The sequence below is a fragment of the Rubritepida flocculans DSM 14296 genome (assembly GCF_000425365.1).
GTDB classification, from domain to species: Bacteria; Pseudomonadota; Alphaproteobacteria; order Acetobacterales; family Acetobacteraceae; genus Roseococcus; species Roseococcus flocculans.
In genome coordinates, this window is record NZ_AUDH01000019.1 from 36,810 (window position 1) to 57,477 (window position 20,668).

Annotated in this window: 23 protein-coding genes; 10 read left to right on the forward strand and 13 right to left on the reverse strand. The window is 73.8% G+C overall.

Annotated features, from left to right (window positions below; genetic code table 11):
- The first annotated feature begins 15 nt into the window (after nt 1–15).
- Genes H596_RS0113760 through H596_RS21630 form a run of 4 tightly spaced genes read left to right on the forward strand, consistent with a single transcriptional unit; the run spans nt 16 to nt 2,828 of the window.
- The gene (locus H596_RS0113760; RefSeq protein ID WP_027285381.1) at nt 16–960 is read left to right on the forward strand and encodes a tripartite tricarboxylate transporter substrate binding protein; all 945 of its coding nucleotides are present in this window, start codon (nt 16–18) and stop codon (nt 958–960) included.
- A complete protein-coding gene (arfB, locus tag H596_RS0113765; protein WP_051213021.1) occupies nt 960–1,364 on the forward strand; it encodes an alternative ribosome rescue aminoacyl-tRNA hydrolase ArfB in 405 nt (134 codons plus the stop codon). Before H596_RS0113760 ends, arfB begins: the two co-directional genes overlap by 1 nt.
- 57 nt (nt 1,365–1,421) lie before the next feature.
- The gene (locus H596_RS21625) at nt 1,422–1,685 is read left to right on the forward strand and encodes a hypothetical protein (RefSeq protein ID WP_037301467.1); all 264 of its coding nucleotides are present in this window, start codon (nt 1,422–1,424) and stop codon (nt 1,683–1,685) included.
- A 15-nt stretch (nt 1,686–1,700) separates the two neighbouring features.
- On the forward strand, nt 1,701–2,828 hold the full coding sequence (locus H596_RS21630; protein ID WP_037301470.1) for a YbfB/YjiJ family MFS transporter: 1,128 nt from the start codon (nt 1,701–1,703) through the stop codon (nt 2,826–2,828).
- Here the strand turns inward: H596_RS21630 and H596_RS0113780 are convergent.
- The 3 genes from H596_RS0113780 to H596_RS21635 all read right to left on the reverse strand — a co-directional run bounded on the left by H596_RS0113780 (nt 2,800) and on the right by H596_RS21635 (nt 5,329).
- The gene (locus tag H596_RS0113780) at nt 2,800–4,101 is read right to left on the reverse strand and encodes a bifunctional folylpolyglutamate synthase/dihydrofolate synthase (protein ID WP_027285383.1); all 1,302 of its coding nucleotides are present in this window, start codon (nt 4,099–4,101) and stop codon (nt 2,800–2,802) included. The genes H596_RS21630 and H596_RS0113780 overlap by 29 nt on opposite strands.
- Nucleotides 4,098–4,973 carry an acetyl-CoA carboxylase, carboxyltransferase subunit beta gene (gene accD, locus H596_RS0113785; protein WP_027285384.1) on the reverse strand — a complete coding sequence of 292 codons (876 nt, stop codon included), beginning with the start codon at nt 4,971–4,973 and terminating at the stop codon, nt 4,098–4,100. Before accD ends, H596_RS0113780 begins: the two co-directional genes overlap by 4 nt.
- 167 nt (nt 4,974–5,140) lie before the next feature.
- Nucleotides 5,141–5,329 carry a hypothetical protein gene (locus H596_RS21635; RefSeq protein WP_037301471.1) on the reverse strand — a complete coding sequence of 63 codons (189 nt, stop codon included), beginning with the start codon at nt 5,327–5,329 and terminating at the stop codon, nt 5,141–5,143.
- 111 nt (nt 5,330–5,440) lie between these two features.
- On the opposite strand from H596_RS21635, the gene H596_RS21640 reads away from it, so the two are divergent.
- The gene (locus H596_RS21640) at nt 5,441–7,333 is read left to right on the forward strand and encodes a transglycosylase domain-containing protein (RefSeq protein ID WP_084602801.1); all 1,893 of its coding nucleotides are present in this window, start codon (nt 5,441–5,443) and stop codon (nt 7,331–7,333) included.
- Between the two features lie 72 nt (nt 7,334–7,405).
- On the opposite strand, the gene H596_RS0113800 is transcribed toward H596_RS21640, so the two are convergent.
- From H596_RS0113800 to H596_RS0113830, 7 genes are all read right to left on the reverse strand, one after another.
- Nucleotides 7,406–8,239: a cytochrome c oxidase subunit 3 gene (locus H596_RS0113800; protein WP_027285386.1), complete on the reverse strand. Its 834-nt coding sequence runs from the start codon at nt 8,237–8,239 to the stop codon at nt 7,406–7,408.
- 91 nt (nt 8,240–8,330) lie between these two features.
- Nucleotides 8,331–8,948 (reverse strand): cytochrome c oxidase assembly protein, encoded by a 618-nt coding sequence (locus H596_RS21645; RefSeq protein WP_037301474.1) that lies wholly within the window; start codon nt 8,946–8,948, stop codon nt 8,331–8,333.
- Nucleotides 8,945–9,112, reverse strand: coding sequence for a hypothetical protein (locus tag H596_RS23865; protein WP_156910124.1), 168 nt, complete (start codon nt 9,110–9,112; stop codon nt 8,945–8,947). Before H596_RS23865 ends, H596_RS21645 begins: the two co-directional genes overlap by 4 nt.
- Nucleotides 9,109–10,056, reverse strand: a complete 948-nt coding sequence (locus H596_RS0113815) for a heme o synthase (protein ID WP_027285387.1) — start codon at nt 10,054–10,056, stop codon at nt 9,109–9,111. Before H596_RS0113815 ends, H596_RS23865 begins: the two co-directional genes overlap by 4 nt.
- Nucleotides 10,057–10,081: 25 nt before the next feature.
- Nucleotides 10,082–11,674 (reverse strand): cytochrome c oxidase subunit I, encoded by a 1,593-nt coding sequence (gene ctaD / locus H596_RS0113820; protein ID WP_027285388.1) that lies wholly within the window; start codon nt 11,672–11,674, stop codon nt 10,082–10,084.
- Between the two features lie 36 nt (nt 11,675–11,710).
- Nucleotides 11,711–12,607, reverse strand: coding sequence for a cytochrome c oxidase subunit II (coxB, locus tag H596_RS0113825; protein WP_027285389.1), 897 nt, complete (start codon nt 12,605–12,607; stop codon nt 11,711–11,713).
- A 173-nt stretch (nt 12,608–12,780) separates the two neighbouring features.
- On the reverse strand, nt 12,781–13,116 hold the full coding sequence (locus H596_RS0113830) for an ArsR/SmtB family transcription factor (protein WP_211225282.1): 336 nt from the start codon (nt 13,114–13,116) through the stop codon (nt 12,781–12,783).
- Nucleotides 13,117–13,203: 87 nt separating this feature from the next.
- On the opposite strand from H596_RS0113830, the gene H596_RS0113835 reads away from it, so the two are divergent.
- The 4 genes from H596_RS0113835 to H596_RS0113850 are packed head-to-tail and all read left to right on the forward strand — an operon-like array spanning nt 13,204 to nt 16,653.
- Nucleotides 13,204–14,166 (forward strand): metal ABC transporter solute-binding protein, Zn/Mn family, encoded by a 963-nt coding sequence (locus H596_RS0113835; RefSeq protein WP_027285391.1) that lies wholly within the window; start codon nt 13,204–13,206, stop codon nt 14,164–14,166.
- 2 nt (nt 14,167–14,168) lie between these two features.
- A complete protein-coding gene (locus H596_RS21650; RefSeq protein WP_051213026.1) occupies nt 14,169–14,927 on the forward strand; it encodes a metal ABC transporter ATP-binding protein in 759 nt (252 codons plus the stop codon).
- Entirely contained in the window at nt 14,924–15,763 is an 840-nt protein-coding gene (locus H596_RS21655) for a metal ABC transporter permease (protein ID WP_037301478.1), read from the forward strand. The genes H596_RS21650 and H596_RS21655 overlap by 4 nt, the downstream gene beginning before the upstream one ends.
- On the forward strand, nt 15,760–16,653 hold the full coding sequence (locus tag H596_RS0113850) for a metal ABC transporter permease (protein WP_027285392.1): 894 nt from the start codon (nt 15,760–15,762) through the stop codon (nt 16,651–16,653). Before H596_RS21655 ends, H596_RS0113850 begins: the two co-directional genes overlap by 4 nt.
- Here the strand turns inward: H596_RS0113850 and H596_RS0113855 are convergent, their stop codons facing one another.
- Together H596_RS0113855 and H596_RS21660 are read right to left on the reverse strand one after the other, a co-directional pair.
- Nucleotides 16,654–17,259 carry a DedA family protein gene (locus tag H596_RS0113855; RefSeq protein WP_027285393.1) on the reverse strand — a complete coding sequence of 202 codons (606 nt, stop codon included), beginning with the start codon at nt 17,257–17,259 and terminating at the stop codon, nt 16,654–16,656. It abuts the gene before it with no gap.
- Nucleotides 17,256–18,962: an ArnT family glycosyltransferase gene (locus tag H596_RS21660; protein WP_051213029.1), complete on the reverse strand. Its 1,707-nt coding sequence runs from the start codon at nt 18,960–18,962 to the stop codon at nt 17,256–17,258. Before H596_RS21660 ends, H596_RS0113855 begins: the two co-directional genes overlap by 4 nt.
- Nucleotides 18,963–19,012: 50 nt before the next feature.
- Between H596_RS21660 and H596_RS21665 the strand changes: the two genes are divergently transcribed.
- Nucleotides 19,013–20,251 (forward strand): transcription antitermination factor NusB, encoded by a 1,239-nt coding sequence (locus H596_RS21665; RefSeq protein ID WP_037301481.1) that lies wholly within the window; start codon nt 19,013–19,015, stop codon nt 20,249–20,251.
- 25 nt (nt 20,252–20,276) lie between these two features.
- Here the strand turns inward: H596_RS21665 and hpxZ are convergent, their stop codons facing one another.
- Nucleotides 20,277–20,663: an oxalurate catabolism protein HpxZ gene (hpxZ, locus tag H596_RS0113870; protein WP_037301484.1), complete on the reverse strand. Its 387-nt coding sequence runs from the start codon at nt 20,661–20,663 to the stop codon at nt 20,277–20,279.
- Nucleotides 20,664–20,668: the final 5 nt, after the last annotated feature.

Genomic DNA, 20,668 nt, shown 5'->3' on the forward strand with positions numbered 1-20,668 from the left:
ACGGGGAGGAAGGCCATGCCCATGCTGCGCGTTCTCTGCGCCCTCGCGGCGCTTCTCGCACCGCCCTGGGCGGCGGCGCAGGAGTATCCCACGCGGCCCGTCCAGCTCGTCATCCCCTTCCCGCCCGGCGGCAACACGGACCTGATGGCCCGCGCGCTCCAGGCCGAGCTCGCGCGCGCGCTCGGCGGCACGGTGGTGGCGGTGAACCGCGGCGGCGCGGCGGGCGCCATCGGCAACGCCGAGGTGTTCCGCGCCCGGCCGGACGGCTACACCATCGGCCTCTCGCCCAACAACGCCATCACCACCCAGCCGCACCTGCAGAGCACGGCCTACACGGCCGAGGGCTTCCGCTACCTCTGCCTCGTCTACGACAACCCGCAGGTGGTGATCCTCGGCCGCAACGCGCCCTTCCGCGACTTCGCGGGCATGATCGCCCACGCGCGCACGGGGCGCGAGGCGCTGGTCTATGGCGCGCCCGGGCTCGGCAGCACGCAGCACATCCTGATGGCGCAGCTTCTGCGCGCGGCGGGCGTGAGCGGCCTGTTCGTGCCCTACACCGGCGCGGGGCCCATGGCCCAGGCGGCGCTGGCGGGCGACATCATGGCCTTCGTCGAGGCCGCGACCATCCCGGCCTCCACGGGGCTCGGCGTGCTCGCGGTGCTCGATCGCCAGCGCATGCCCTCCCTGCCCGATGTGCCGAGCATCGCCGAGCTCGGCATCCCCATGCGCGGCACGACCTATGGCGGCCTCCTCGCGCCGGCCGATCTGCCCGACGCCATCGCCGCCCGGCTGGAGCGCGCCTGCGAGCGGGCGGTGGCCAGCGAGGGCTTCCGCAGCGCCGCCGAGCGGCTGAACGCCGTGCCGAGCTTCGCCCCCGGCGCCGAGTTCCGCGCGCGCTTCCTGGGCGAGAGCCAGGCGAACCGCGCGCTGCTCGAAGACCTGGGCATCCGCCGCCAGTGATGCTCGCGCCCGACCCCGCGCTGATCGAGGAGGGCTTCCTGCGCGCCTCGGGCCCGGGCGGGCAGAACGTGAACAAGCTGGAGACCGCGGTGCAGCTCCGCTGGCACGCGGCGCAGGACGCGCTGCCCGAGGATGTGCTGAAGCGCCTGGCCGCCCTGGCGGGGCGGCGCATGACGAAGCAGGGCGTGCTCGTCATCACCGCCCAGCGCCACCGCACGCGCGAGCGCAACCGCGAGGAGGCGATGGCCCGGCTGCTCGCCCTGCTGGCCGAGGCCGCCGCGCCGCCGCCCCCGCCGCGCCGCCCGACCAGGCCCGGGCGCGCCGCGCGCGAGCGGCGGCTGGAGGGAAAGGCCGCCCGCGCCGCCACCAAGAAGCTGCGCGGGCGGATCAATCCCGAGTCATGACCTATGCTTCACCATGGGCACACGGGCGGGTGAAGCCCCGCGCGGCATCTCTTCGCCATGCACGCGCTGATCGCCTTGCCCGTCGCCTGGCTGATGGCCACGCCGGCCCAGGCGGGGGGCGTCGCCCGCATCACGACCGAAAGCGCCGAGTATTGCGAGGAGCTGGCCGCACGGCTCTCCGGGCTGCCCAAGGCCGAGGATCCGATCCCCCGCGCCCTGGGCGAGGAGGGGCGGCGGCTCTGCGCCAGCGGCCATGTGCGCAGCGGCATCGCCCGGCTGCGGCGGGCCATCCGCGCCGCGCAGACCCCGAACCAGGGATAGCCCCGCCCCCCGCCCATGCGCGCTGACGCGGCCGTGGCGCTGGCCGGCGCGGCCTGCACGGCGGTGGGCATCGGGCTCGCGCGCTTCGCCTTCGTGCCGCTGTTTCCCGCGCTGGTCGAGGCCGGCTGGGTGACGGGGGCGCAGGCCGGGCTGCTCGGCGCGGCGGCGCTGGCCGGCTACATCGCGGGCGCGCTGCTGGCGCAGCCGCTGGGGCGGGCGCTGGGCACGCGCGGGGCGCTGGGTGCGGGCTTCGCGGCGGTGCTGGCCGCGCTGGCGCTCAGCGCCGCGCCGCTCGGCTTCCTCTGGCTGCTGGCCTGGCGGCTGCTCGCCGGGGTGGCCGGCGGGGTGCTGATGTCGCTGGCCGGGCCCGCCGTGCAGCGGGCGGTGCGGCCGGAGGCGCGCGGGCGCGCGGCGGGGGTGGTCGTCTCCGGCGTGGGGGCGGGGATCGCGCTGGGCGCGCTGGCGCTGCCGCCCCTGCTGCGGCTCGGTCCGGCCGCCGGATGGCTTGGCCTGGCGGTGCTGGTGGCGACGCTCTGGGCGCTGGCGGCGCGCCGCCTGCCGGCCGATGCGGGGGGCGGGCCGCCGCGCGGGGCGCCGCCCCTGATGCCCTGGCTGCTGCTCTCCTACAGCCTCTCGGGCGCGGGGATGGTGCCGCACATGGTCTATCTTTCGGACCTCGCGGCGCGCGGGCTGGGGCTCGGGCTGCTCGCGGGCAGCCTGATCTGGCTCCTGTTCGGCGCGGGCGCGCTGCTGGGCACCCTCACCGGCGGGCGCGTGGCCGACCGGCTGGGAGGGGCGCGGGCCACGCGGATCTGGCTCGGCGTGCAGGTGCTGGCCGTGGCGGCGGTGCTGACCGGCGACGCGGCGCTGCTGCTGCCCGGCGCGGCGCTGGGGGGCTTCGCCGGGGTGGGGGTTACGGCGGTGACGCTGGCCTGGGCGCGCGAGGCGGCGGGCGAGGCCGCCGGCGCGCTCTGGGTGCGCTGCACCATCGGCTACTCGATCGGGCAGGCGGGGGCGGCCTTCGCCCTCGCGCCGCTCTTCGGCGCGACGGGCGAGAGCCACGCGGCGGTCTTCGCGGCCGGGCTCGCATTGTCGCTCGGCGCGCTGCTGGCCGCTATGCCGGGAAGGTCCCGTCCATCTTGAGCACCTCGCCCGCCAGGTAGAGGCTTCCGCAGACCAGGATGCGCCCCGGCGCCTCCTGCGCGAGGATTCGCGGCAGGGCGGTGGCGAGATCGGGCCCCGGCCGGGCCGCCCCGCCGCTGGCCGCCACGATGTCCTGCACGCCCATGCCGAGGTGCTGTCCCTCCTCGCGGATGGCGGTCAGCGTGGTGGCGAGGGGGATGAGCGGCGCGAGGAAGCCCGCGGCCGTCTTGCCCTGCTTCATGCCGACGATGAGGTGCAGCGGCCGGTCGCGCCATTCGGCCAGCGTCGCCGCCAGCGCCTTGCCCGCCCCCTCGTTGTGCCCGCCATCGAGCCAGAGCTCCCAGGGGGCGGGCGGCGCGAGGCGCCCGTGCAGGCGCTGCAGCCGCGCCGGCCAGACCGCCCCCGCCACCCCGCGCCGGATCGCCTCCTCGCTCAGCCAGGGCGGGTTCCAGGCGCGCAGCGCGGCGATGGCGATGCCGGCGTTGTCGGGCTGATGCGCCCCGGGCAGGCCGGGCGGCGGCAGGGCGATGGCCCCGCGCGCGTCGCGGAAGACGCCGCCCTCCACCTCCCATTCCCGCCCGCGCGCGAGCAGCGGCGCGCCGAGCTCCGCCGCGCGCGCGGCGATCACGGCCAGCGCCTCGGGCCGCTGCGCGCCGGTGGCGCAGGGCACGCCGGGCTTGAGGATGCCCGCCTTCTCGAAGGCGATCTTCGCCAGGCTGTCGCCCAGGAACTCCATGTGGTCCATGGAGATGCTGGTGATCGCGGTGGCCGCAGGCCGCGCGATCACGTTCGTCGCGTCGAAGCGCCCGCCGAGGCCCACCTCCAGCACCAGCACATCGGCCGGCACGCGGCTGAACAGCAGCAGCGCGACGGCGGTGGTGATCTCGAAGACGGTGATGGGCGCGCCGGCGTTCACCCGCTCCACCTCCGCGAGCGCGTCCGTCAGCGCGTCGTCGGAGACGAGCTCGCCCGCCAGGCGGATGCGCTCGTGGAAGCGCACGAGATGGGGCGAGGTATAGACATGCGCCCGCCGCCCAGCCGCCTCGCAGATCGCGCGCAGGAAGGCGCAGGTGCTGCCCTTGCCGTTGGTGCCCGCCACATGCAGCACCGGCGGCAGGCGGCGCTCGGGGTGGCCGAGCTTCGCCAGCAGCGCCTCCATCCGCCCGAGGCTGAGGTCGATGAGCTTGGGGTGCAGCGCGTGCAGCCGCTCGATCAGCGGCTCGGCGCGCGAGGCGTGCGCGCGGGGGGGCCGCGCGCCGGGATCGGTGCTCACGCGGCGGCCGGGGCTCCGGGCCGGCGCTCGGCGTGCAGCAGGCGGATGAGCCGCGCCAGCGTCGCGCGCATCTCGCCCCGCTTCACCACCATGTCGAGGATGCCGTGGCGCAGCAGATACTCCGCGCGCTGGAAGCCCTCGGGCAGCTTCTCGCGCACCGTCTGCTCGATGACGCGCGCGCCGGCGAAGCCGATGAGCGCGCCCGGCTCGGCGATATGGATGTCGCCCAGCATGGCGAAGCTGGCGGTGACGCCGCCCGTGGTGGGGTCGCAGAGCACGACGATGAAGGGCAGCCCCGCATCCTTCACCATCTGCGTGGCGATGACGGTGCGCGGCATCTGCATGAGGCTGATCGCGCCCTCCTGCATCCGCGCGCCGCCCGAGCTCGCGAAGACGATCAGCGGCGCGTCCTGCAGCACGGCGAGCCGCGCGGCGGTGACCAGCGCCTCGCCCACGCCCGCCCCCATGGAGCCGCCCATGAAGGCGAACTCGAAGGCCGCCATCACCGCGCGCTCGCCCTCGATCTTCCCGTGGCCGACCAGCACCGCGTCCTCCATGCCGGACTTGGCCTGCGCCTCCTTCAGCCGCTCGGCGTAGCGGCGCTGGTCCTTGAACTTCAGGGGGTCGAGCGGAACCTTCGGCAGCTCGGCGCGCTGCCAGCCCTCGTCGAAGGTGGCGTCCAGCCGCTGCCGCGCGCCGAGCCGCATGTGGTGGCCGCAATGCGGGCAGACGCGGAGATTCGCCTCCAGATCGTTCTGGAAGATCATCTTCTCGCAGGAGGGGCACTTGTGCCAGAGATTGTCCGGCACCTCCCGCGCTCCGCCGAAGAGCGTCTTGATCTTGGGCAGGGCCCACTCGCTGATCCAGTTCATGAGTCTTTTCGTGCCCTCAAGCGCCCGGCGCGCGCCTTCGCGCGCTTGGGCTTCGCGCCGCCTCGCGGGTGCCGGGCCGGGAAGTGGGGCCGGGCGCGCCGGCCGCGGGTGCGGCCGGATGCTCCATGGGCGGCGCGGGTGGGGAATGGGGCGCTTGCCGGGCGGGGTCAAGCGGTGCGGCGCTGCTCCTCGACGCGCAGCTTCCTCGCGCGGATCACGCCGGCCCACTTCTCTCCCTCGGCGCGGAGGAAGGCCTCGGCGCGCTCCGCCGTCGTCCCCTCGGCGAGAAAGCCGAATTCCTGGATGCGGGCCTGCGCGTCGGGCGGCTCCGCGAAGCGCGCCCCCGACCCTGCCACCCGCCCCTGGGCAGCGGCGAGGGGCAGGGACGACCTCCTGGTGAACGCCCCGTCGCTTGTGTGCGATGAGCGCCCGGTGCAAGCGCCCGATTCGCCTGCTATAGCGCCTTCATGCCCCGTGTGGCGGCCGCCCGGCCGCGCCCCGAGGCCCGTGCCGCCGCCCCCCGGACCACCCGGCACCCCCCGAGCGGGCCAGAGCCCCGCCCCAAGCCCCCCGCCCGCCGCGGCCTCGGCGGGCGGCTGTTGCGGCTGGGCGTCATCCTGGTCATCTGGGGCGCCATCGGTTTCGCCGCCCTGCTGCTCTTCTTCGCCTGGGACATGCCGCGCGCCGACCGCGTGCTGGAACAGCAGCGCCGCCCCTCCGTCACCCTGCAGACCAGCGCGGGCGGGCTGCTCGCCACCCAGGGCGACCTGTTCGGCGAGGTGCTGCGCCTCTCCGACATGCCCGCGCATCTGCCCGCCGCGCTGCTCGCCATCGAGGACCGCCGCTTCCGCGAGCATTTCGGGCTGGATGTGGTGGGCCTCGCCCGTGCCATCTACGCCAACTGGACGGCGGGGGAGGTGGTGCAGGGCGGCTCGACGCTGACGCAGCAGCTCGCCAAGAACCTCTACCTCTCCGGCGAGCGCAGCCTGCGCCGCAAGGTGCAGGAGGCGCTGCTGGCGATCTGGCTGGAGCGCCGCTTCACCAAGGACGAGCTGCTCGAGATCTATCTCAACCGCGTCTATCTCGGCGCGGGCGTGTTCGGGGTGGACGCGGCGGCGCGGGTGTATTTCGGCGTCAGCGCACGGCGCGTCACGCTCTGGCAGGCGGCGGTGCTGGCGGGGCTGCCGCAGGCGCCCTCGCGCCTCAACCCCCGCGCCAACCCCGAAGGCGCGGCCGCGCGCGCGCGGGAGGTGCTGGCGGCGATGCGCGCCACCGGCGCCATCACCGAGGCGCAGCACGAGCAGGCGCTGCGCGATCTCGCCATCCCGCCGCGCCCCTCGCGCAATGGCGGCTGGTTCGCCGACTGGGTGTTCGAGGAAATCCCGCGCGCCTTCCCCGGCAGCCAGGATCTGGTGGTGCGCACCACACTCGATCCGCGCTGGCAGGCGGCGGTGGAATCGCGGCTCGCTGCGCTGCTCGACGGGCCGGGGCGCGAGGCGCGCGTCTCCCAGGGCGCGGTGGTGGTGCTGGACGCGACGACCGGCGCGGTGCGCGCCATGGCAGGCGGGCGGGATTTCCGGCGCTCGCCCTTCAACCGCGCCACCGATGCGCGCCGCCAGCCGGGCTCCACCTTCAAGGCCTTCAGCTACCTCGCCCTTCTGGAGCGCGGGGCGAGCCCCGCGGACCCGATCAGCGACGCCCCGCTCGCGCTCGGGCGCTGGTCGCCCTCCAACGGGCAGTGGCGCACGCGCGGGACGGTCACGCTGGAGGAGGCCTTCGCCCATTCGGTGAACACCGCGGCCGTGCGGGCCATGCAGCAGGCGGGGGGGCCGCGCGCCGTGGCCGATGTGGCGATGCGCCTCGGCGTGCGCGGGCGCTTCCCGCGCGACGCCTCGCTGGCGCTGGGCACGGGCGAGGTGACGCTGCTGGAGATGACCGCCGCCTACGCCGCCATGGCCAATGGCGGGCGGCGCGTCACCCCCTTTGGCATGGCGCGGGTGGAGGCGGAGGGGCGCGCCCTGGCGCCCCCGCGGCAGGAGCCGGCGCAGGTCATCCCTTCCGCCGCCGCCGAGGGCATGCGGCAGATGATGCAGGCCGTGACGCGCTACGGCACGGGGCGCCAGGCCGCGCTGCCCGGCGTGACCACGGGCGGCAAGACCGGCACGACGCAAGAGCACCGCGACGCCTGGTTCATCGGCTTCGCCGCCCTGCCCTCGGGGCTCGTCGCCATCGGCGTCTGGCTCGGCAATGACGACAATACGGGCATGGAGGATGTGCGCGGCGGCACCCTGCCGGCCCGGCTGTTCCGCGAGATCCTGGAGACGGTGCGCGAGACGCAGACGGCGCAGCGGCTTCCCTAGGCCGGCGCGAAGAAAAAGGGCCCGCCGCCGGGAAGGCGACGGACCCTCACGCCGCCAGGATGGGGCGGATGATCAGTGCGCCGCGATCTCGCCCGCGCCCCACCAGTAGATGGAGACGAAGAGGAACAGCCACACCACGTCCACGAAGTGCCAGTACCAGGCCGCCGCCTCGAAGCCGAAATGCTTCTCCGGCGTGAAATGGCCGGCGATGGCGCGGAACAGGCACACCGTCAGGAAGATGGTGCCCACGATGACGTGGAAGCCGTGGAAGCCCGTGGCGAGGAAGAAGGTGGAGGGATAGACGCCGCCGGTGAAGGCGAAGGGCGCCACCATGTACTCCCAGGCCTGCAGCCCGGTGAAGGTGATGCCGAGCAGCACCGTCAGCGCGAGGCCCAGGATGAGCGCCTTGCGGTCCCCGTGCAGCAGCCCGTGATGCGCCCAGGTGACCGTGCAGCCCGAGAGCAGCAGGATCATGGTGTTCAGGAAGGGCAGGTGCCAGGGGTCGAAGGTCTTGATGCCCGCGGGCGGCCAGATCGCGTGCTCGGCGCCCGAGACGTGCTCGGGATAGAGGGCGAAGTGGAAATAGGCCCAGAAGAAGGCGACGAAGAACATCACCTCCGAGGCGATGAACAGGATCATGCCGTAGCGCAGGCCGAGCCGCACCACCGGGCTGTGCAGCCCGGGCGTGCGGCTTTCCTTCAGCACGTCCCGCCACCAGCCGAACATGCAGATCAGCAGCGCGCCCACCCCCGCATAGAGCGGCCAGCGCATCCCGTAATGCGCGAGCAGGATGATGCCGGTGACGAAGAGCCCGCCCGCGAAGGCCGAAAGCAGCGGCCAGGGCGAGGGGTCCACCAGGTGGTAGGGGTGCTTGTAGGGGCTGGCGCCTTCCTGGGTGCTTGCCATCGCTCAGTCCTGGTCGGTTCGGCGGGTTGGGCCCCGCGTGGGATCTGCCGCATCCATCACGGAAAGGCGGCCGAAGATCAAGCCGCTCGCCTCAGCGCACACGGGTGTTGCCCACATGCGGCCCCGCATTGGCGAGCGCGCCGGCGCGCTCGGCGTCGTTGAGGCTGCGGAAGAAGGTGTAGCTGACGGTGATGGTGCGGATGTCGCGCGTCGCGGGGTCGGTGGCGATGCGCGGGTCCACCCAGAAGGCGAGCGGCATGTCCACCGTCTGGCCGGGCTCCAGCGTCTGCTCCTCGAAGCAGAAGCAGGCCGTCTTGTGGAAATAGCGGCCGACCACCTCGGGCGTGACGTTGTAGGTGGACACGCCCATCACCGGCCCGTTCGCGAGGTTGCGCGCCGTGTAGAAGGCGACGCCCTCCTCGCCCAGCCGGACGGTCACGGCGTTCTGCTGCGGGGCGAAGCGCCAGGGCAGGTTGGGCTGGGTGTTGGCGTTGAAGCGGACGGTGATGGTCTGCTCGCCCACCGCCCCGGGGGCCGCCTGGCCGATCATCGGCGTGCCGCCGAAGCCGGTGACGCGGCAGAACAGGTCATAGAGCGGCACGGCGGCGAAGGAGACGCCGACCATGAAGGCCACGAAGCCGAAGGCGCCGAAGGCCATGCGGCGGTTGCGCCGCGCGAGCGTCTCGGGGTCGGGCCGCTGGAGCATCATCCGCGCAGCAGCCTCGCCATGGAGATGAAATAGAACAGCACCACAAGGCCGCCCAGCGCGGCCAGAATGGCCCAGTTCCGGGCGCGGCGGCGGCGGTCGAACACCGCGCGCTCCTCCGGCGTCATCCGCATCTCGGCGGGGGGCCGGTCGAGCGGGGCGGTCATGCCAGCCACAGCCGGTCCGCCACCAGCGCCCCGAACAGCAGGAACAGGTAGGAGATGCTGAACTTGAAGCAGCGCTTCGCCGCGAGATCGCCCAGCAAGGAGACGCCCTGCGCGTCCTGCGGCTCGCGCCAGACGGCGTGGGCGTGCCGCAGGAAATTCGCGCCCAGCAGCAGCGCCGCCGCGCCATAGAGCCAGCCGGAGAAGCCGATCAGCACGGGCGCGAGCGTCAGCGGCACCAGCAGCCAGGTGTAGAGCACCACCTGGCGGCGGGTTTCGCGCGCGCCGGCCACCACGGGCAGCATGGGCACGCCCGCCCGCTGGTAGTCGCCGTGCGCGAAGAGCGAGAGCGCCCAGAAATGCGGCGGCGTCCAGAGGAAAATGATGGCGAAGAGCAGCAGCGGCAGCACATCCACGCTGCCCGTCACCGCCACCCAGCCGATCAGCGGCGGGAAGGCGCCGGCCGCCCCGCCGATGACGATGTTCTGCGGCGTGCGGCGCTTCAGCCACATGGTGTAGATCACCACGTAGAAGAGGATGGAGCCCGCCAGCACCCCGGCGGCGAGCCAGTTCGTGGCCAGCCCCATCAGCGCCACGGAGCCCACGCCCAGCAGCACGCCATACGCCAGCGCGCCCTCGGCGCTGATGCGCCCCGCGGGGATGGGGCGCTTCTGGGTGCGGCGCATCACCGCGTCGATGTCGCGGTCATACCACATGTTGATCGCGCCGGCCGCGCCGGCGGCGATGGTGATGCAGAGAATGGCCGTGAGCGCGAGCACCGGGTGCAGGGCGCCGGGCGCGACCAGAAGCCCCGCCACCCCGGTGTAGACCACGAGAGTGAGCACCCGCGGCTTGAGGAGGGTGATCCAGTCCCGCACCTCGGAGCCGGCGGAGAGGCCGAGGGAAGCGCCCGCCCCCCCGGCCTTGCTCATCGTCGCGTCGCTCATCCCCTTCCCGGCCCTGCCGCGCGCCTCAGCGGATGCGCGGCAGTTCGTCGAAGGTGTGGAAGGGCGGCGGGCTGGAGACCTGCCACTCCAGCGTCGTCGCGCCCTCGCCCCAGTAGTTGGGGGCGGCCTGCTCGCCGCGCCGCAGCGTCACCCACATCACGTAGAAGAAGAAGATGAAGCTGGCGATCGAGATGTAGGAGCCGACGGAAGAGATCAGGTTCCAGCCCCACATCGCGTCCGGATAGTCCGGGTAGCGGCGCGGCATGCCCTGGTTGCCCAGGAAGTGCATCGGGAAGAAGGTCAGGTTCACGCCGACGAAGGTGAGCCAGAAGTGGATCTTGCCGAGCTTCTCCGGATACTGGCGGCCGCTCATCTTGCCGATCCAGTAGTAGATGCCGGCATAGATGCCGAACACGGCGCCCAGGCTCAGCACGTAGTGGAAATGCGCCACCACGTAATAGGTGTTGTGCAGGATCTGGGTGATGCCCGCATTGGCCAGCACCACGCCCGTCACGCCACCCACCGTGAACAGGAAGATGAAGCCCACGGCGAAGAGCATGGGCGTCTCCATCTTCAGCGAGCCGCCCCACATGGTGGCGATCCAGGAGAAGATCTTCACGCCCGTCGGCACCGCGATCACCATGGTCGCGGCCATGAAGTAGGCGCGCGTGTCCACGTCGATGCCCGAGGTGTACATGTGGTGCGCCCACACCACGAAGCCCACCACGCCGATCGCCACCATGGCATAGGCCATGCCGAGGTAGCCGAACACCGGCTTCTTCGAGAAGGTGGAGATCACATGGCTGATCACGCCGAAGGCCGGCAGGATCATGATGTACACTTCGGGGTGGCCGAAGAACCAGAACAGGTGCTGGAACAGCACCGGGTCGCCGCCGCCGGCCGGGTCGAAGAAGGCCGTGCCGAAGTTGCGGTCGGTGATCAGCATGGTGATGGCGCCGCCCAGCACCGGCACCGCCAGCAGCAGCAGGAAGGCGGTGACGAGCATGGACCACACGAAGAGCGGCATCTTGTGCAGCGTCATGCCCGGGGCGCGCATGTTGAAGATGGTGGTGATGAAGTTCGCCGCGCCGAGGATGGAGCTCGCGCCCGCCAAGTGCAGCGCGAACAGCGCCATGTCCATCGCCGGCGAGGGATGGAAGGCGTTGTCCGACAGCGGGGGATAGATCGTCCAGCCCGCGCCCGGCCCCTCGCCGACGAAGAGGCTCGCCGTCAGCAGCAGGAAGGCGGGCACCATCAGCCAGAAGCTGATGTTGTTCAGCCGCGGGAAGGCCATGTCGGGCGCGCCGATCATGATCGGCACGAACCAGTTGCCGAAGCCGCCGATCAGCGCGGGCATGATCACGAAGAACACCATGATCAGCCCGTGGGCCGAGACATAGGCGTTCCACATCTGCCCGTCGGCGAAGATCTGCATCCCCGGCTGCTGCAGCTCGAGCCGCATCAGGAAGGAGATGCCGACGCCGACGATGGCGGCCACCAGCGAGAACAGGATGTAGAGGGTGCCGATGTCCTTGTGGTTCGTGCTGAAGAACCAGCGCGCCACGAAGCCCGGCTTGTGGTCGTGGTGGTCGTGATGCGCTTCTGCGGCGTGGGCCATGTTCGCTTCGCCTCTCCTTGTCTCAGCCGCGCGCGGTCACTCGCGGGCCGCAGCGATACGGATGGTGTCGGCCGCGCCCTCGGCAAGGGCCGGCGCCTCGTTGCCCGGGATGGTGTGGGCGAAGCGCGTGCGCGCGCTCGCCACCCAGGCCTCGAACTCCTCGCGGGGCACGGCGCGGATCTGGATCGGCATGAACCAGTGGTTCACGCCGCAGATCTGGTTGCACTGGCCGTAATAGGTGCCCGGCCGGTCGGCGCGCATCCAGGTCTCCAGGGTGCGGCCGGGGATGGTGTACTTCTGCACGCCGAGCGAGGGCACGAAGAAGCTATGGATCACGTCCACGCCCTGCGTCAGCACCCGGACGGTGGCGCCGACGGGGATGACCAGCGGCTCGTCCACCTCGAGGTTGCGGAGCTGGCCGGGGCGCAGATCCTCCTCATAGACGGGGCGGCTGTCGAAGGCGAAATTGCCGTGATCGGGCAGCCGGTAGTTCCAGTACCACTGGTGCCCGGTGACGGTCACGGTGAACTCGGCGTCGCGCGCGCGGTCCTGGTAGTAGATCAGCCGGAAGGAAGGCACGGCGATCACGATCAGGATCAGCACAGGGATCACCGTCCAGGCGATCTCCAGCGCCGTGTTGTGGCTCGTCTGCGAAGGGGTGGGGTTGCGGGCCGCGCTGTAGCGCCAGAGCACCCAGGCCAGCAGCAGGCCCACGAAGATCGTGATGCCGACGATGATCCAGAACACCAGCGTGTTGAAGTCGCTGATCGCGTCCTTGATCGGCCCGCCCGAGGCCTGCAGCCCCATGCCCCAGGGCGTGGGCGCCCCCACCATGGGCTGGGCGGCCGTCTGGGCAAAGGCGCCCGGCGCCGCGAGGAACGGAAGAACGGCGAGGGCCGCCGCCCGCCAGATGTGTGAGATACGCCCGATCACGCTCCGCACCCTGCCCCCAACACCGAAGGCGCCGGCTCCGACGACCGGCGCCCGGCGGCCCCGCCGGCCGCCTGTTGCGCCCGCGAGGGAGGCCGGCATGCGCCCGAAGCCCTCCCGCAAGGCGGGCGGACCATAGTGGGCCGCGCATGAAGCGGCAAGCCTCGCGGCGCGCCTCAGCCGGCTTCGATCTCGGCCTCGCCGCCCTCGGCCACGTGATCGGCCATGTCGGTCAGCATGGAGCGGATGTGCGGGTCGCCCACCACGTAGAACACCTGCCGCCCGCGACGGTCCGCCTGCAGCAGCCGCGCGGCGCGCAGCAGCCGCAGATGGTGCGAGACGAGGCTCGCGGAAATCTGCAGCCGATCGGCCATGGCCCCCACGCTGGCGGGCTCGTCCAGGCAGGCGAGGATGATCTTGAGCCGCGTGGGGTCGCTCATCAGGCGGAACATCTCCGCCAGTTCCACCACCTCGTCCTCGTTGATGCGCAACCCGCCGCCCATGCCCGCCATCCGCCGCACGGCCCCAGCCTTGACCTTCCGGGGCCGGGACGCAATCTTCCTCGCTAAGCCACTGATTTGAAACGGATATGTGAAGAGATGAACACCTGTCGAGACGTTGCGCGGCGCACGGCGCTGGCGCTCGGCCTCGCCCTGCCGGCCCTGGCCGCGCCCCGGGCGGGCCGCGCGCAGCCGGCCCGGCCCACCGCGCTCGCGACGACGGGCATGGTGGCGGACCTGGTGCGCGGCGTGGCGGGCGAGGCCTTCCAGGTGCAGGCCCTGATCGCCGAGGGGGTGGACCCGCACCTGTTCCGCCCCACCCGGCAGGACGTGGCCAGGCTGCTCCGCGCGGAGGCCCTGTTCTTCAACGGCCATCGCCTCGAAGGCCGGATGAACGAGGTGCTGGAACGCGCCCGCGGCCAGGGCCGGCCCGTGCTCGCCGTGGCCGAGACCCTCCCGCGCGAGCGGCTGCGCCCGAACGAGGACTACCCCGACGCCGCCGACCCGCATGTCTGGATGGACCCCACCCTCTGGGCCGCCTGCGCCCCGGCCGTCGCCGCCACCCTCGCGCAGGCCCGCCCCGGCGACTACGCGCCCGGGGTGGCCGAGACCCAGCGCCGCTACGCCCGGCTCGACGCCTATGCGCGCGAGGTGCTGGCCCCCATCCCCCGCGAATCGCGCGTGCTGCTGACGGCGCATGACGCCTTCGCCTATTTCGGCGCGCGCTACGGCCTCGAGGTGCAGAGCATCCAGGGCCTCTCCACCGAGGCGGAGGCGAGCCTCGCGCGCATCGAATCCCTGGTGCGGCTGATCGTGGAGCGGCGCATCCCGGCCGTCTTCGCGGAAGCCTCGGTGCCCGATCGCGCCATCCGCGCGCTGATCGAGGGGGCGGGGGCGCGCGGGCAGCGCCTTGCCATGGGGGGCGTGCTCTTCTCCGATTCGATGGGCCGGCCCGGCACCTATACCGGCACCTATGAGGGGATGATGGACCACAACATCACCACCATCGCCCGCGCGCTGGGCGGCAACCCGCCGCCGCGCGGGCTGAACGGGCGCTTGTGACCATGCCCGACGGCGCCACGCTGCGCACCGCCGCCGCCCCCGCGCCGCTCGCCGTCACGGGGCTCACCGTGCGCTACGGCGGGCGGCCGGCGCTCTCGGACGTGACCTGGCGGGCCGCGCCGGGGCTGACGGCCATCCTCGGGCCCAACGGCGCGGGCAAGTCCACGCTGCTCAAGGCCGCGCTCGGCCTCGTGCCGGCCGAGGGGGAGGCGCGCTTCTTCGGCGCGCCGCTCGAGGCCGTGCGCGCCCGCGTCGCCTATCTGCCCCAGCGCGCCAGCGTGGACTGGAGCTTTCCCGCCTCGGCGCTCGATGTGGTGGCGATGGCGCGGCTGCCGCGCGCGCGCTGGTTCGGCGCCCTGCCCCGGCGCGAGCGCGAGGCCGCCCGGGCGGCGCTGGCGGCGGTGGGCCTCGCCGATGTCGCGGAGCGCCAGATCGGCCGGCTCTCCGGCGGGCAGCAGCAGCGCGTCTTCCTCGCCCGCGCCCTGGCGCAGGAGGCGGAGCTGTTCCTCATGGACGAGCCGCTGGCGGCGGTGGACGCGGTGACGGAGGAGACGATCCTCGGCGTGCTGCACGGCCTGGCCGCGCAGGGCAAATCGGTGCTGATGGTGCACCATGACCTCTCGCTGGTGCAGGCGCATTTCGACCATGTGCTGATCCTGGCCGGGCGGGTGGTGGCCGCCGGGCCGGTGGCGGAGGCCTTCACCGACGCGGCCATCGCCGCCGCCTTCGGCGGGCTGCCCGGGAGGGGCCGCGGGGCGTGATCGGGCACAACACCCTGATCGTGCTGCTGGGCTGCGCCGCGCTCGGCCTCGCGGCCGGGGTGGTGGGCAGCTTCGCCCTGCTGCGCGGCCGCGCCCTGCTGGCGGATGCGGTGGGGCATGCGGCGCTGCCCGGGGTGGTCGCGGCCTCGCTGATCGTCGCCGCGCTGGGGGGCGAGGCGCGGGCGCTCGCGCCGCTGCTGCTGGGGGCGGCGGTGACGGGCTGGCTCGGGCTGCTGGCGCTGCGCCGCCTCACCGCCTCGGGGCGCATCCGGCCCGATGCGGGCATCGCGGTGGTGCTTTCGGCCTTCTACGCGCTCGGCACGGTGGGGCTGTCGGTGGCGCAGACCCTGCCGGGCGCGGCGCAGGCCGGCCTCACCCATTTCATCCTGGGCCAGGCCGCGACCATGACGGAGGCGGATGCGTTGCTGGCAGGGGCGCTGGCGCTGGGCTGCGCGGCGGTGGCGGGGCTGCTGTTCCAGCCGCTGCGCGCGCTGTGCTTCGACGAGGCCTTCGCCCGCGCCCAGGGGCTGCCGGTGCGCGCGCTCGACCTCGCGCTGCTCGCCCTGCTGCTCGCGGTCTGCGTGGCGGGGCTGCCGGCGGTGGGGCTGATCCTGGTGGTGGCGCTGCTGGTGGTGCCCGCGGCGGCGGCGCGGATGCTCGCCGCCCGGCTACCCGCCATGCTGGCCCTGGCGGGGCTGTTCGGCGCGCTGGCGGGCGCGGCGGGGGCGCTCGCCTCGACCCGGCTGCCCGAGGTGCCGACGGGCGCGGCGGTGGTGCTGTCGGGACTCGTGATCTTCGGCCTGGCCGCGCTGGCGGGGCGGAGGCGCGGGGCGTGAGCGAGTTCCTCCAGCTCGACCTGCCGCCCCTGCTCGCCGCCGTGCTGGCCGGCGGCACCTGCGGGTTGCTGGGCAGCTTCCTGGTGCTGCGGCGCGAGAGCCTGCTGGGCGACGCGCTCTCCCACGCCGTGCTGCCGGGCATCGTGCTCGGCTTCGCGCTGACGGGGCTGCGCAGCGCCTGGCCCATGCTGGGCGGCGCGCTTCTGGCGGCGCTGCTCGCCACCGCCGCCATCGCCTGGGTGCGGCGGGCGGCGCGGCTCGACCTCGGCGCGGCGACGGGGCTCGTCTTCACCGGCTTCTTCGCGCTCGGCCTCGTGCTGCTGGAGGCGACGGGCGCGCGCAACGCCGATCTCGACGTGGATTGCGTGCTGTTCGGCCAGCTCGAGACGCTGGTGTGGCTGGAGGCGCGGGGGCTCGCCTCGCTGCTCGACGCCGCGGCGCTGGCGGGGCTGCCGCGGCAGCTCGGGCTGCTCGCGGGGGTGGCGCTGGCCGCGCTGCTCTTCGTGCTGGGCTTCTGGCGTACGCTGCGGCTCATCGCCTTCGACCCGGACTTCGCCCGCAGCCTCGGCCTGCGCGTGGGTGGCTGGGAGATGGCGCTGAACCTGATGATCGCCGCCGCCGCCGTGGCCGCCTTCGAGAGCGTGGGCAGCATCCTGGTGGTGGCGATGCTGGTCTGCCCCGCCGTGGCGATGCGGCTGCTGACCGACCGCTACGGCGCGCAGATCTGGGGAGGCGCGGCGCTGGGGGCGGGGCTGGGCGCGGCGGGGGTGCTGCTGGCGGGGCCGCTGCCGGCGGCGCTCGGCGCGGGCTTCGCCCTCAACGCGGCGGGGCTGATCGGCACTCTGGGCGGGCTTTCCGTCGCCGCCGCGCTGCTGCTGCGGCGGGCGTGATCAGCCCCGCGGCCGCCGCCAGATGCGCCAGAGCTGCCAGAGGAAGAACAGCCCGACCGTCGCCACGAGCAGCTTCCCCACCGGGTCCACATAGCCTTCGATGCGGCCATAGCCTTCCTCGAGCACATAGCCGAGCACGGCGAGGCCACCCACCCAGAGCGTGCTGCCGAGCGTGGTCCAGTAGTAGAACACCTTGCGCGGCATCTCGATCAGCCCGGCCGGGATGGAGATGACGGTGCGGATGCCCGGCATCATGCGCCCGAGGAACACCGCCACCGGGCCCCAGCGGCGCAGCGTCGCCTCGGCCTTGTCGAGATCCTCGTCCAGCACGCCGATCCAGCGGCCGTAGCGCGCGCAGAGCCGCCTGGTGCGCTCGGCGCCGAAGGCGCGCGCCGCCTCGAACCACACGGCATTGCCCGCCAGCGTGCCGGCCACGCCGGCGGCGATGACGCCGGGCAGGGAAAGCTCGCCCCGCGCCGCGACGAAGCCCGCCAGCGGCATGATGAACTCCGAGGGGATGGGCGGGAAGAGGTTCTCCAGGAACATCAGGGCGAAGACGCCGAGATAGCCCGCCGCCGCCACCCAGCTCGTGATCATGTCCATCATGGCCTGTCGCTCCGGAAGAGCGACAGGGTCACATGCCGCCCGCGTGACACGTTGAAGCCCGACACCTGGCCGAGCGGAAGAAGGGCGAGGCCGCGCGCCGCCGCCGCCCGGCGGAAATCGGCCTCATGGCGGTTGCCCACCGCCACCACCCTGCCCTCGCCCCCGGCCAGGAAGGCCGCCGCCTCCTCGCCCGTCCCGAGCAGGCGCAGCGCGCCGCCGATGGCGAAGAGGGTGGAGGGCTCGGCATGGCCGAGGATGCCGAAGCGCGCGGGATCGAGCCCGGGCGCGGCGCGCTCCAGCTCCGCCGCCAGGCGGGGCCCGATCCACAGCGCCTCGATGCGCGGGAAGGTGAGCTGGGTGATGGCCGCGTAGAGCGGCGCGGCGCAGAGCAGCGCCAGCACCGCCGCCCGCGCCCAGGCCGCCGCGCGCAGCGCGCGGAAGGAGAGCCAGACCAGCGCCCCCGCCGCCGGGATGGCGAGCAGCGTGCCCGCCGTCCAGTCCCGCGCCACGAACCAGGGCGCGGCGAAGCCCAGCACCACGAGGCCGATGGCCACGCCGCCCAGCATGACCCGCGCGAGCACGCGCAGGAAACGCCCCGGCTCCAGGCGCAGCGGATCCATCGCCCAGCGCGCGCCGAGCAGCATGAGCGCCGGATAGGTGGGCAGGGTGTAGTGCGGCAGCTTGGTCGCCACCGCCTCGAAGACCAGCCAGGTGGGCACGATCCAGGCCAGCAGGAAGCGCAGCACCGGCTCCGCCCGCTCGCGCCAGCTCTGGCGCAGGGCGAAGAGCACCAGGAAGGCCGCCGGAAAGGCCGCGATGCCGAAGGTGGCGAGGTAGTAGCCCGGCGGGCCCCAGTGTTTCTCGTCGCCCTGGCCCACCTTGCCCAGCATGTCCCCGCCGATGGCCTCGGCGAAGAAACGCCCCTCGGTGGCGAGGCCGATGGCGACCATCCAGGGCAGCACGATCAGCAGCATCAGCGGCAGGCCCCAGCCGAGGCGCAGCGCCGGCAGCCAGGGCGCGACGAACCAGCCCCGCGCCCCGCGCGGCCGGTCCATCAGCGCGAGGGTGAGCCCGGCCAGCAGCGCCACCAGGGGCGCGATGGGCCCCTTGAGCAGCACGCCGAGCCCGAGGATGACCCAGAAGGCCGCCGCATGCCGCGCCGTGAAGGCCTCGGGCCGCAGATAGGCGCGCGCGAACAGCCCCATCGCGGCGGTGATGGCGGCGAGCAGCGCGGCGTCGGTCTTGGCGATGTGCGCCTCCACCATCAGCACCATGCTGCCCGCGAGCATCGCCGCGGCCAGCAGCGCCGCCCGCCGCCCCACCAGCAGCCGCCCGAACTCGAAGGTGGCGAGCACCGCAAGCAGCGCGCCGAGCAGCGAGGGCAGGCGATAGGGCCAGATCTCCCGCCGCGTGCCGAGGCCCGTGGCCTCGGCCAGATGCACCGCGGCCGCCTGCGCCCAGTGGATGCCCACGGGCTTCTTGTTGCGCTCCTCGGCGCCCACGCGGATGTGGATGTAGTCGCCGCTCTCCACCATCTGGCGCGTGGCCTGGGCGAAGCGGCTCTCGTCGCGGTCCGTGGGCGGGATGGCGAAGAAGCCCGGCAGGAAGAACAGCAGGCAGAACAGGATGAGCGAAAGGCGCGGGCGGCGTTCCGCGCGCGCCGCGGCGGCGCCGAGCCAGTGGTCGAGGCGGGAGGGAGGCATGGGCGGCGCGGCGTCTAGCACGGGGCACGGGGCGCGGCCATAAACCCGGCATGTCGGTTCCCTCACCCGCCCGCCGCGCCGCCGCGCATCTGCTGGAGACCGTGCTGGAGCGGCACCGCGGGCTGGAGGAAGGGCTCGACTCCCTGCCCGAGATGGCCCCGCGCGACCGGGCGGCGGGCCACCGCATCGCCGCGGCGGTGCTGCGCCGGCTGGGCTCGCTGGACGCGGCGCTGGAGCCCTTCCTGCACCGCGCCCCGCCCGCCCCCGCCCTGCGCGCGCTGCGCATCGGCGCGGCGGAACTGCTGCTGCTCGGCACGCCGGCGCATGCCGCCGTGGCCTCGGCCGTCCCGCTCACCCCGCGGCCGCTGGCGGGGCTGGTGAATGCGGTGCTGCGCCGCCTGGCCGCGCAGGGCCCCGCGGCGCTGGAGGGGCTGGACGCCGAGCGGCTGGACACGCCCGCCTGGCTCTGGGCCGCCTGGCACGCCGCGCATGGCGAGGCGGTGCGCGCCATCGCCGCCGCGCACCGGGCCGAGGCGCCGCTCGACCTCAGCCTCGCCCCCGGCGCCTCGCCGCCCGAGGGGGCGCGGATGCTGCCCACCGGCACGGCGCGCCTGCCCCCCGGCACGCGCATCACCGAGCTGCCCGGCTTCGCCGAGGGCCGCTTCTGGGCGCAGGACGCCGCGGCCGCCCTGCCCGCGCGGCTGCTTCACGCGACACCGGGCGAGCGGGTGGCCGATCTCTGCGCCGCGCCGGGCGGCAAGACCGCGCAGCTCTGCGCCGCCGGGGCGCGGGTGGTGGCGGTGGAGCGCGAGGCCGCCCGCCTGCCCCGGCTGCGCGAGAACATGGCGCGCCTCGGCTTCTCGCCCGAGATCGTCCACGCCGACGCGGCGCGCTGGCAGCCCCCCGCGCCGCTGGACGCGGTGCTGCTCGACGCCCCCTGCACCGCCACCGGCACGCTGCGCCGCCACCCCGACGTGGCGCATCTCAAGCGCCCGAAGGACGTGGCGAAACACGCCGCCGAGCAGCGCCGGCTGCTGCAGGCGGCGGCGCGGATGCTGCGCCCGGGCGGGCGCATGGTCTTCGCCACCTGCTCGCTGCAGGCCGAGGAGGGCGAGGCGCATCTCGCCCATCTGCCGGAAGGGATGCGCCTCGATCCCGTCCGGCCCGAGGAGCTGCCCGGGCTCGAGGCCGCCGTCACGCCGCAGGGCGCGCTGCGCACCCGCCCCGACATGCTGGCCGGCGAGGGCGGGATGGACGGGTTCTTCGCGATGCGGCTGGTGAAGGTGTGACCCCGCGCGCGAGGCGGAGAGGGCCCTACTCCACCCCCGGCGGCAGCAGCGAGACATGCGCCGCGACGATCCGCCAGCCCTCCGGCGTGCGCAGCCAGGTGTGCGACTGGCGGCCGATCCGGTCCCCGCCATGGCGCTTGAAGGTGGTGTTGGCGGTGGCGAAGTCCCGCCCATAGGTGGTGATGACGGTGCGGAGCAAATCCCGCCCGAAGGGCCCCTGGCGCGCGGCGCGGAAGGCGGCGATCTCCTCCCAGCCGTGCAGGTTCTCGCCCACGCCGTAGCGCAGGGTGTGCGGGCTCTTCCAGAACAGCTCGTCCAGCACCGCGACGTCGTTGGTCGTCAGCGCCGTCTCGTAGCGCATGAAGGCGGCGGTGACCTCGGCCACCACCTCGGGGATGTTGATCTCGTGCATGGGCT

Bases quoted from the DNA above. Each gene is read 5' to 3' on its own strand.
- H596_RS0113760 (WP_027285381.1), top strand. From the start codon at position 16: ATGCCCATGCTGCGCGTTCTCTGCGCCCTCGCGGCGCTTCTCGCACCG.
- arfB (WP_051213021.1), top strand. From the start codon at position 960: ATGCTCGCGCCCGACCCCGCGCTGATCGAGGAGGGCTTCCTGCGCGCC.
- H596_RS21625 (WP_037301467.1), top strand. From the start codon at position 1,422: ATGCACGCGCTGATCGCCTTGCCCGTCGCCTGGCTGATGGCCACGCCG.
- H596_RS21630 (WP_037301470.1), top strand. From the start codon at position 1,701: ATGCGCGCTGACGCGGCCGTGGCGCTGGCCGGCGCGGCCTGCACGGCG.
- accD (WP_027285384.1), bottom strand. From the start codon at position 4,973: ATGAACTGGATCAGCGAGTGGGCCCTGCCCAAGATCAAGACGCTCTTC.
- H596_RS21640 (WP_084602801.1), top strand. From the start codon at position 5,441: ATGCCCCGTGTGGCGGCCGCCCGGCCGCGCCCCGAGGCCCGTGCCGCC.
- H596_RS0113800 (WP_027285386.1), bottom strand. From the start codon at position 8,239: ATGGCAAGCACCCAGGAAGGCGCCAGCCCCTACAAGCACCCCTACCAC.
- H596_RS21645 (WP_037301474.1), bottom strand. From the start codon at position 8,948: ATGATGCTCCAGCGGCCCGACCCCGAGACGCTCGCGCGGCGCAACCGC.
- H596_RS23865 (WP_156910124.1), bottom strand. From the start codon at position 9,112: ATGACCGCCCCGCTCGACCGGCCCCCCGCCGAGATGCGGATGACGCCG.
- H596_RS0113815 (WP_027285387.1), bottom strand. From the start codon at position 10,056: ATGAGCGACGCGACGATGAGCAAGGCCGGGGGGGCGGGCGCTTCCCTC.
- ctaD (WP_027285388.1), bottom strand. From the start codon at position 11,674: ATGGCCCACGCCGCAGAAGCGCATCACGACCACCACGACCACAAGCCG.
- H596_RS0113830 (WP_211225282.1), bottom strand. From the start codon at position 13,116: ATGGCGGGCATGGGCGGCGGGTTGCGCATCAACGAGGACGAGGTGGTG.
- H596_RS0113835 (WP_027285391.1), top strand. From the start codon at position 13,204: ATGAACACCTGTCGAGACGTTGCGCGGCGCACGGCGCTGGCGCTCGGC.
- H596_RS21650 (WP_051213026.1), top strand. From the start codon at position 14,169: ATGCCCGACGGCGCCACGCTGCGCACCGCCGCCGCCCCCGCGCCGCTC.
- H596_RS0113855 (WP_027285393.1), bottom strand. From the start codon at position 17,259: ATGATGGACATGATCACGAGCTGGGTGGCGGCGGCGGGCTATCTCGGC.
- H596_RS21660 (WP_051213029.1), bottom strand. From the start codon at position 18,962: ATGCCTCCCTCCCGCCTCGACCACTGGCTCGGCGCCGCCGCGGCGCGC.
- H596_RS21665 (WP_037301481.1), top strand. From the start codon at position 19,013: ATGTCGGTTCCCTCACCCGCCCGCCGCGCCGCCGCGCATCTGCTGGAG.
- hpxZ (WP_037301484.1), bottom strand. From the start codon at position 20,663: ATGCACGAGATCAACATCCCCGAGGTGGTGGCCGAGGTCACCGCCGCC.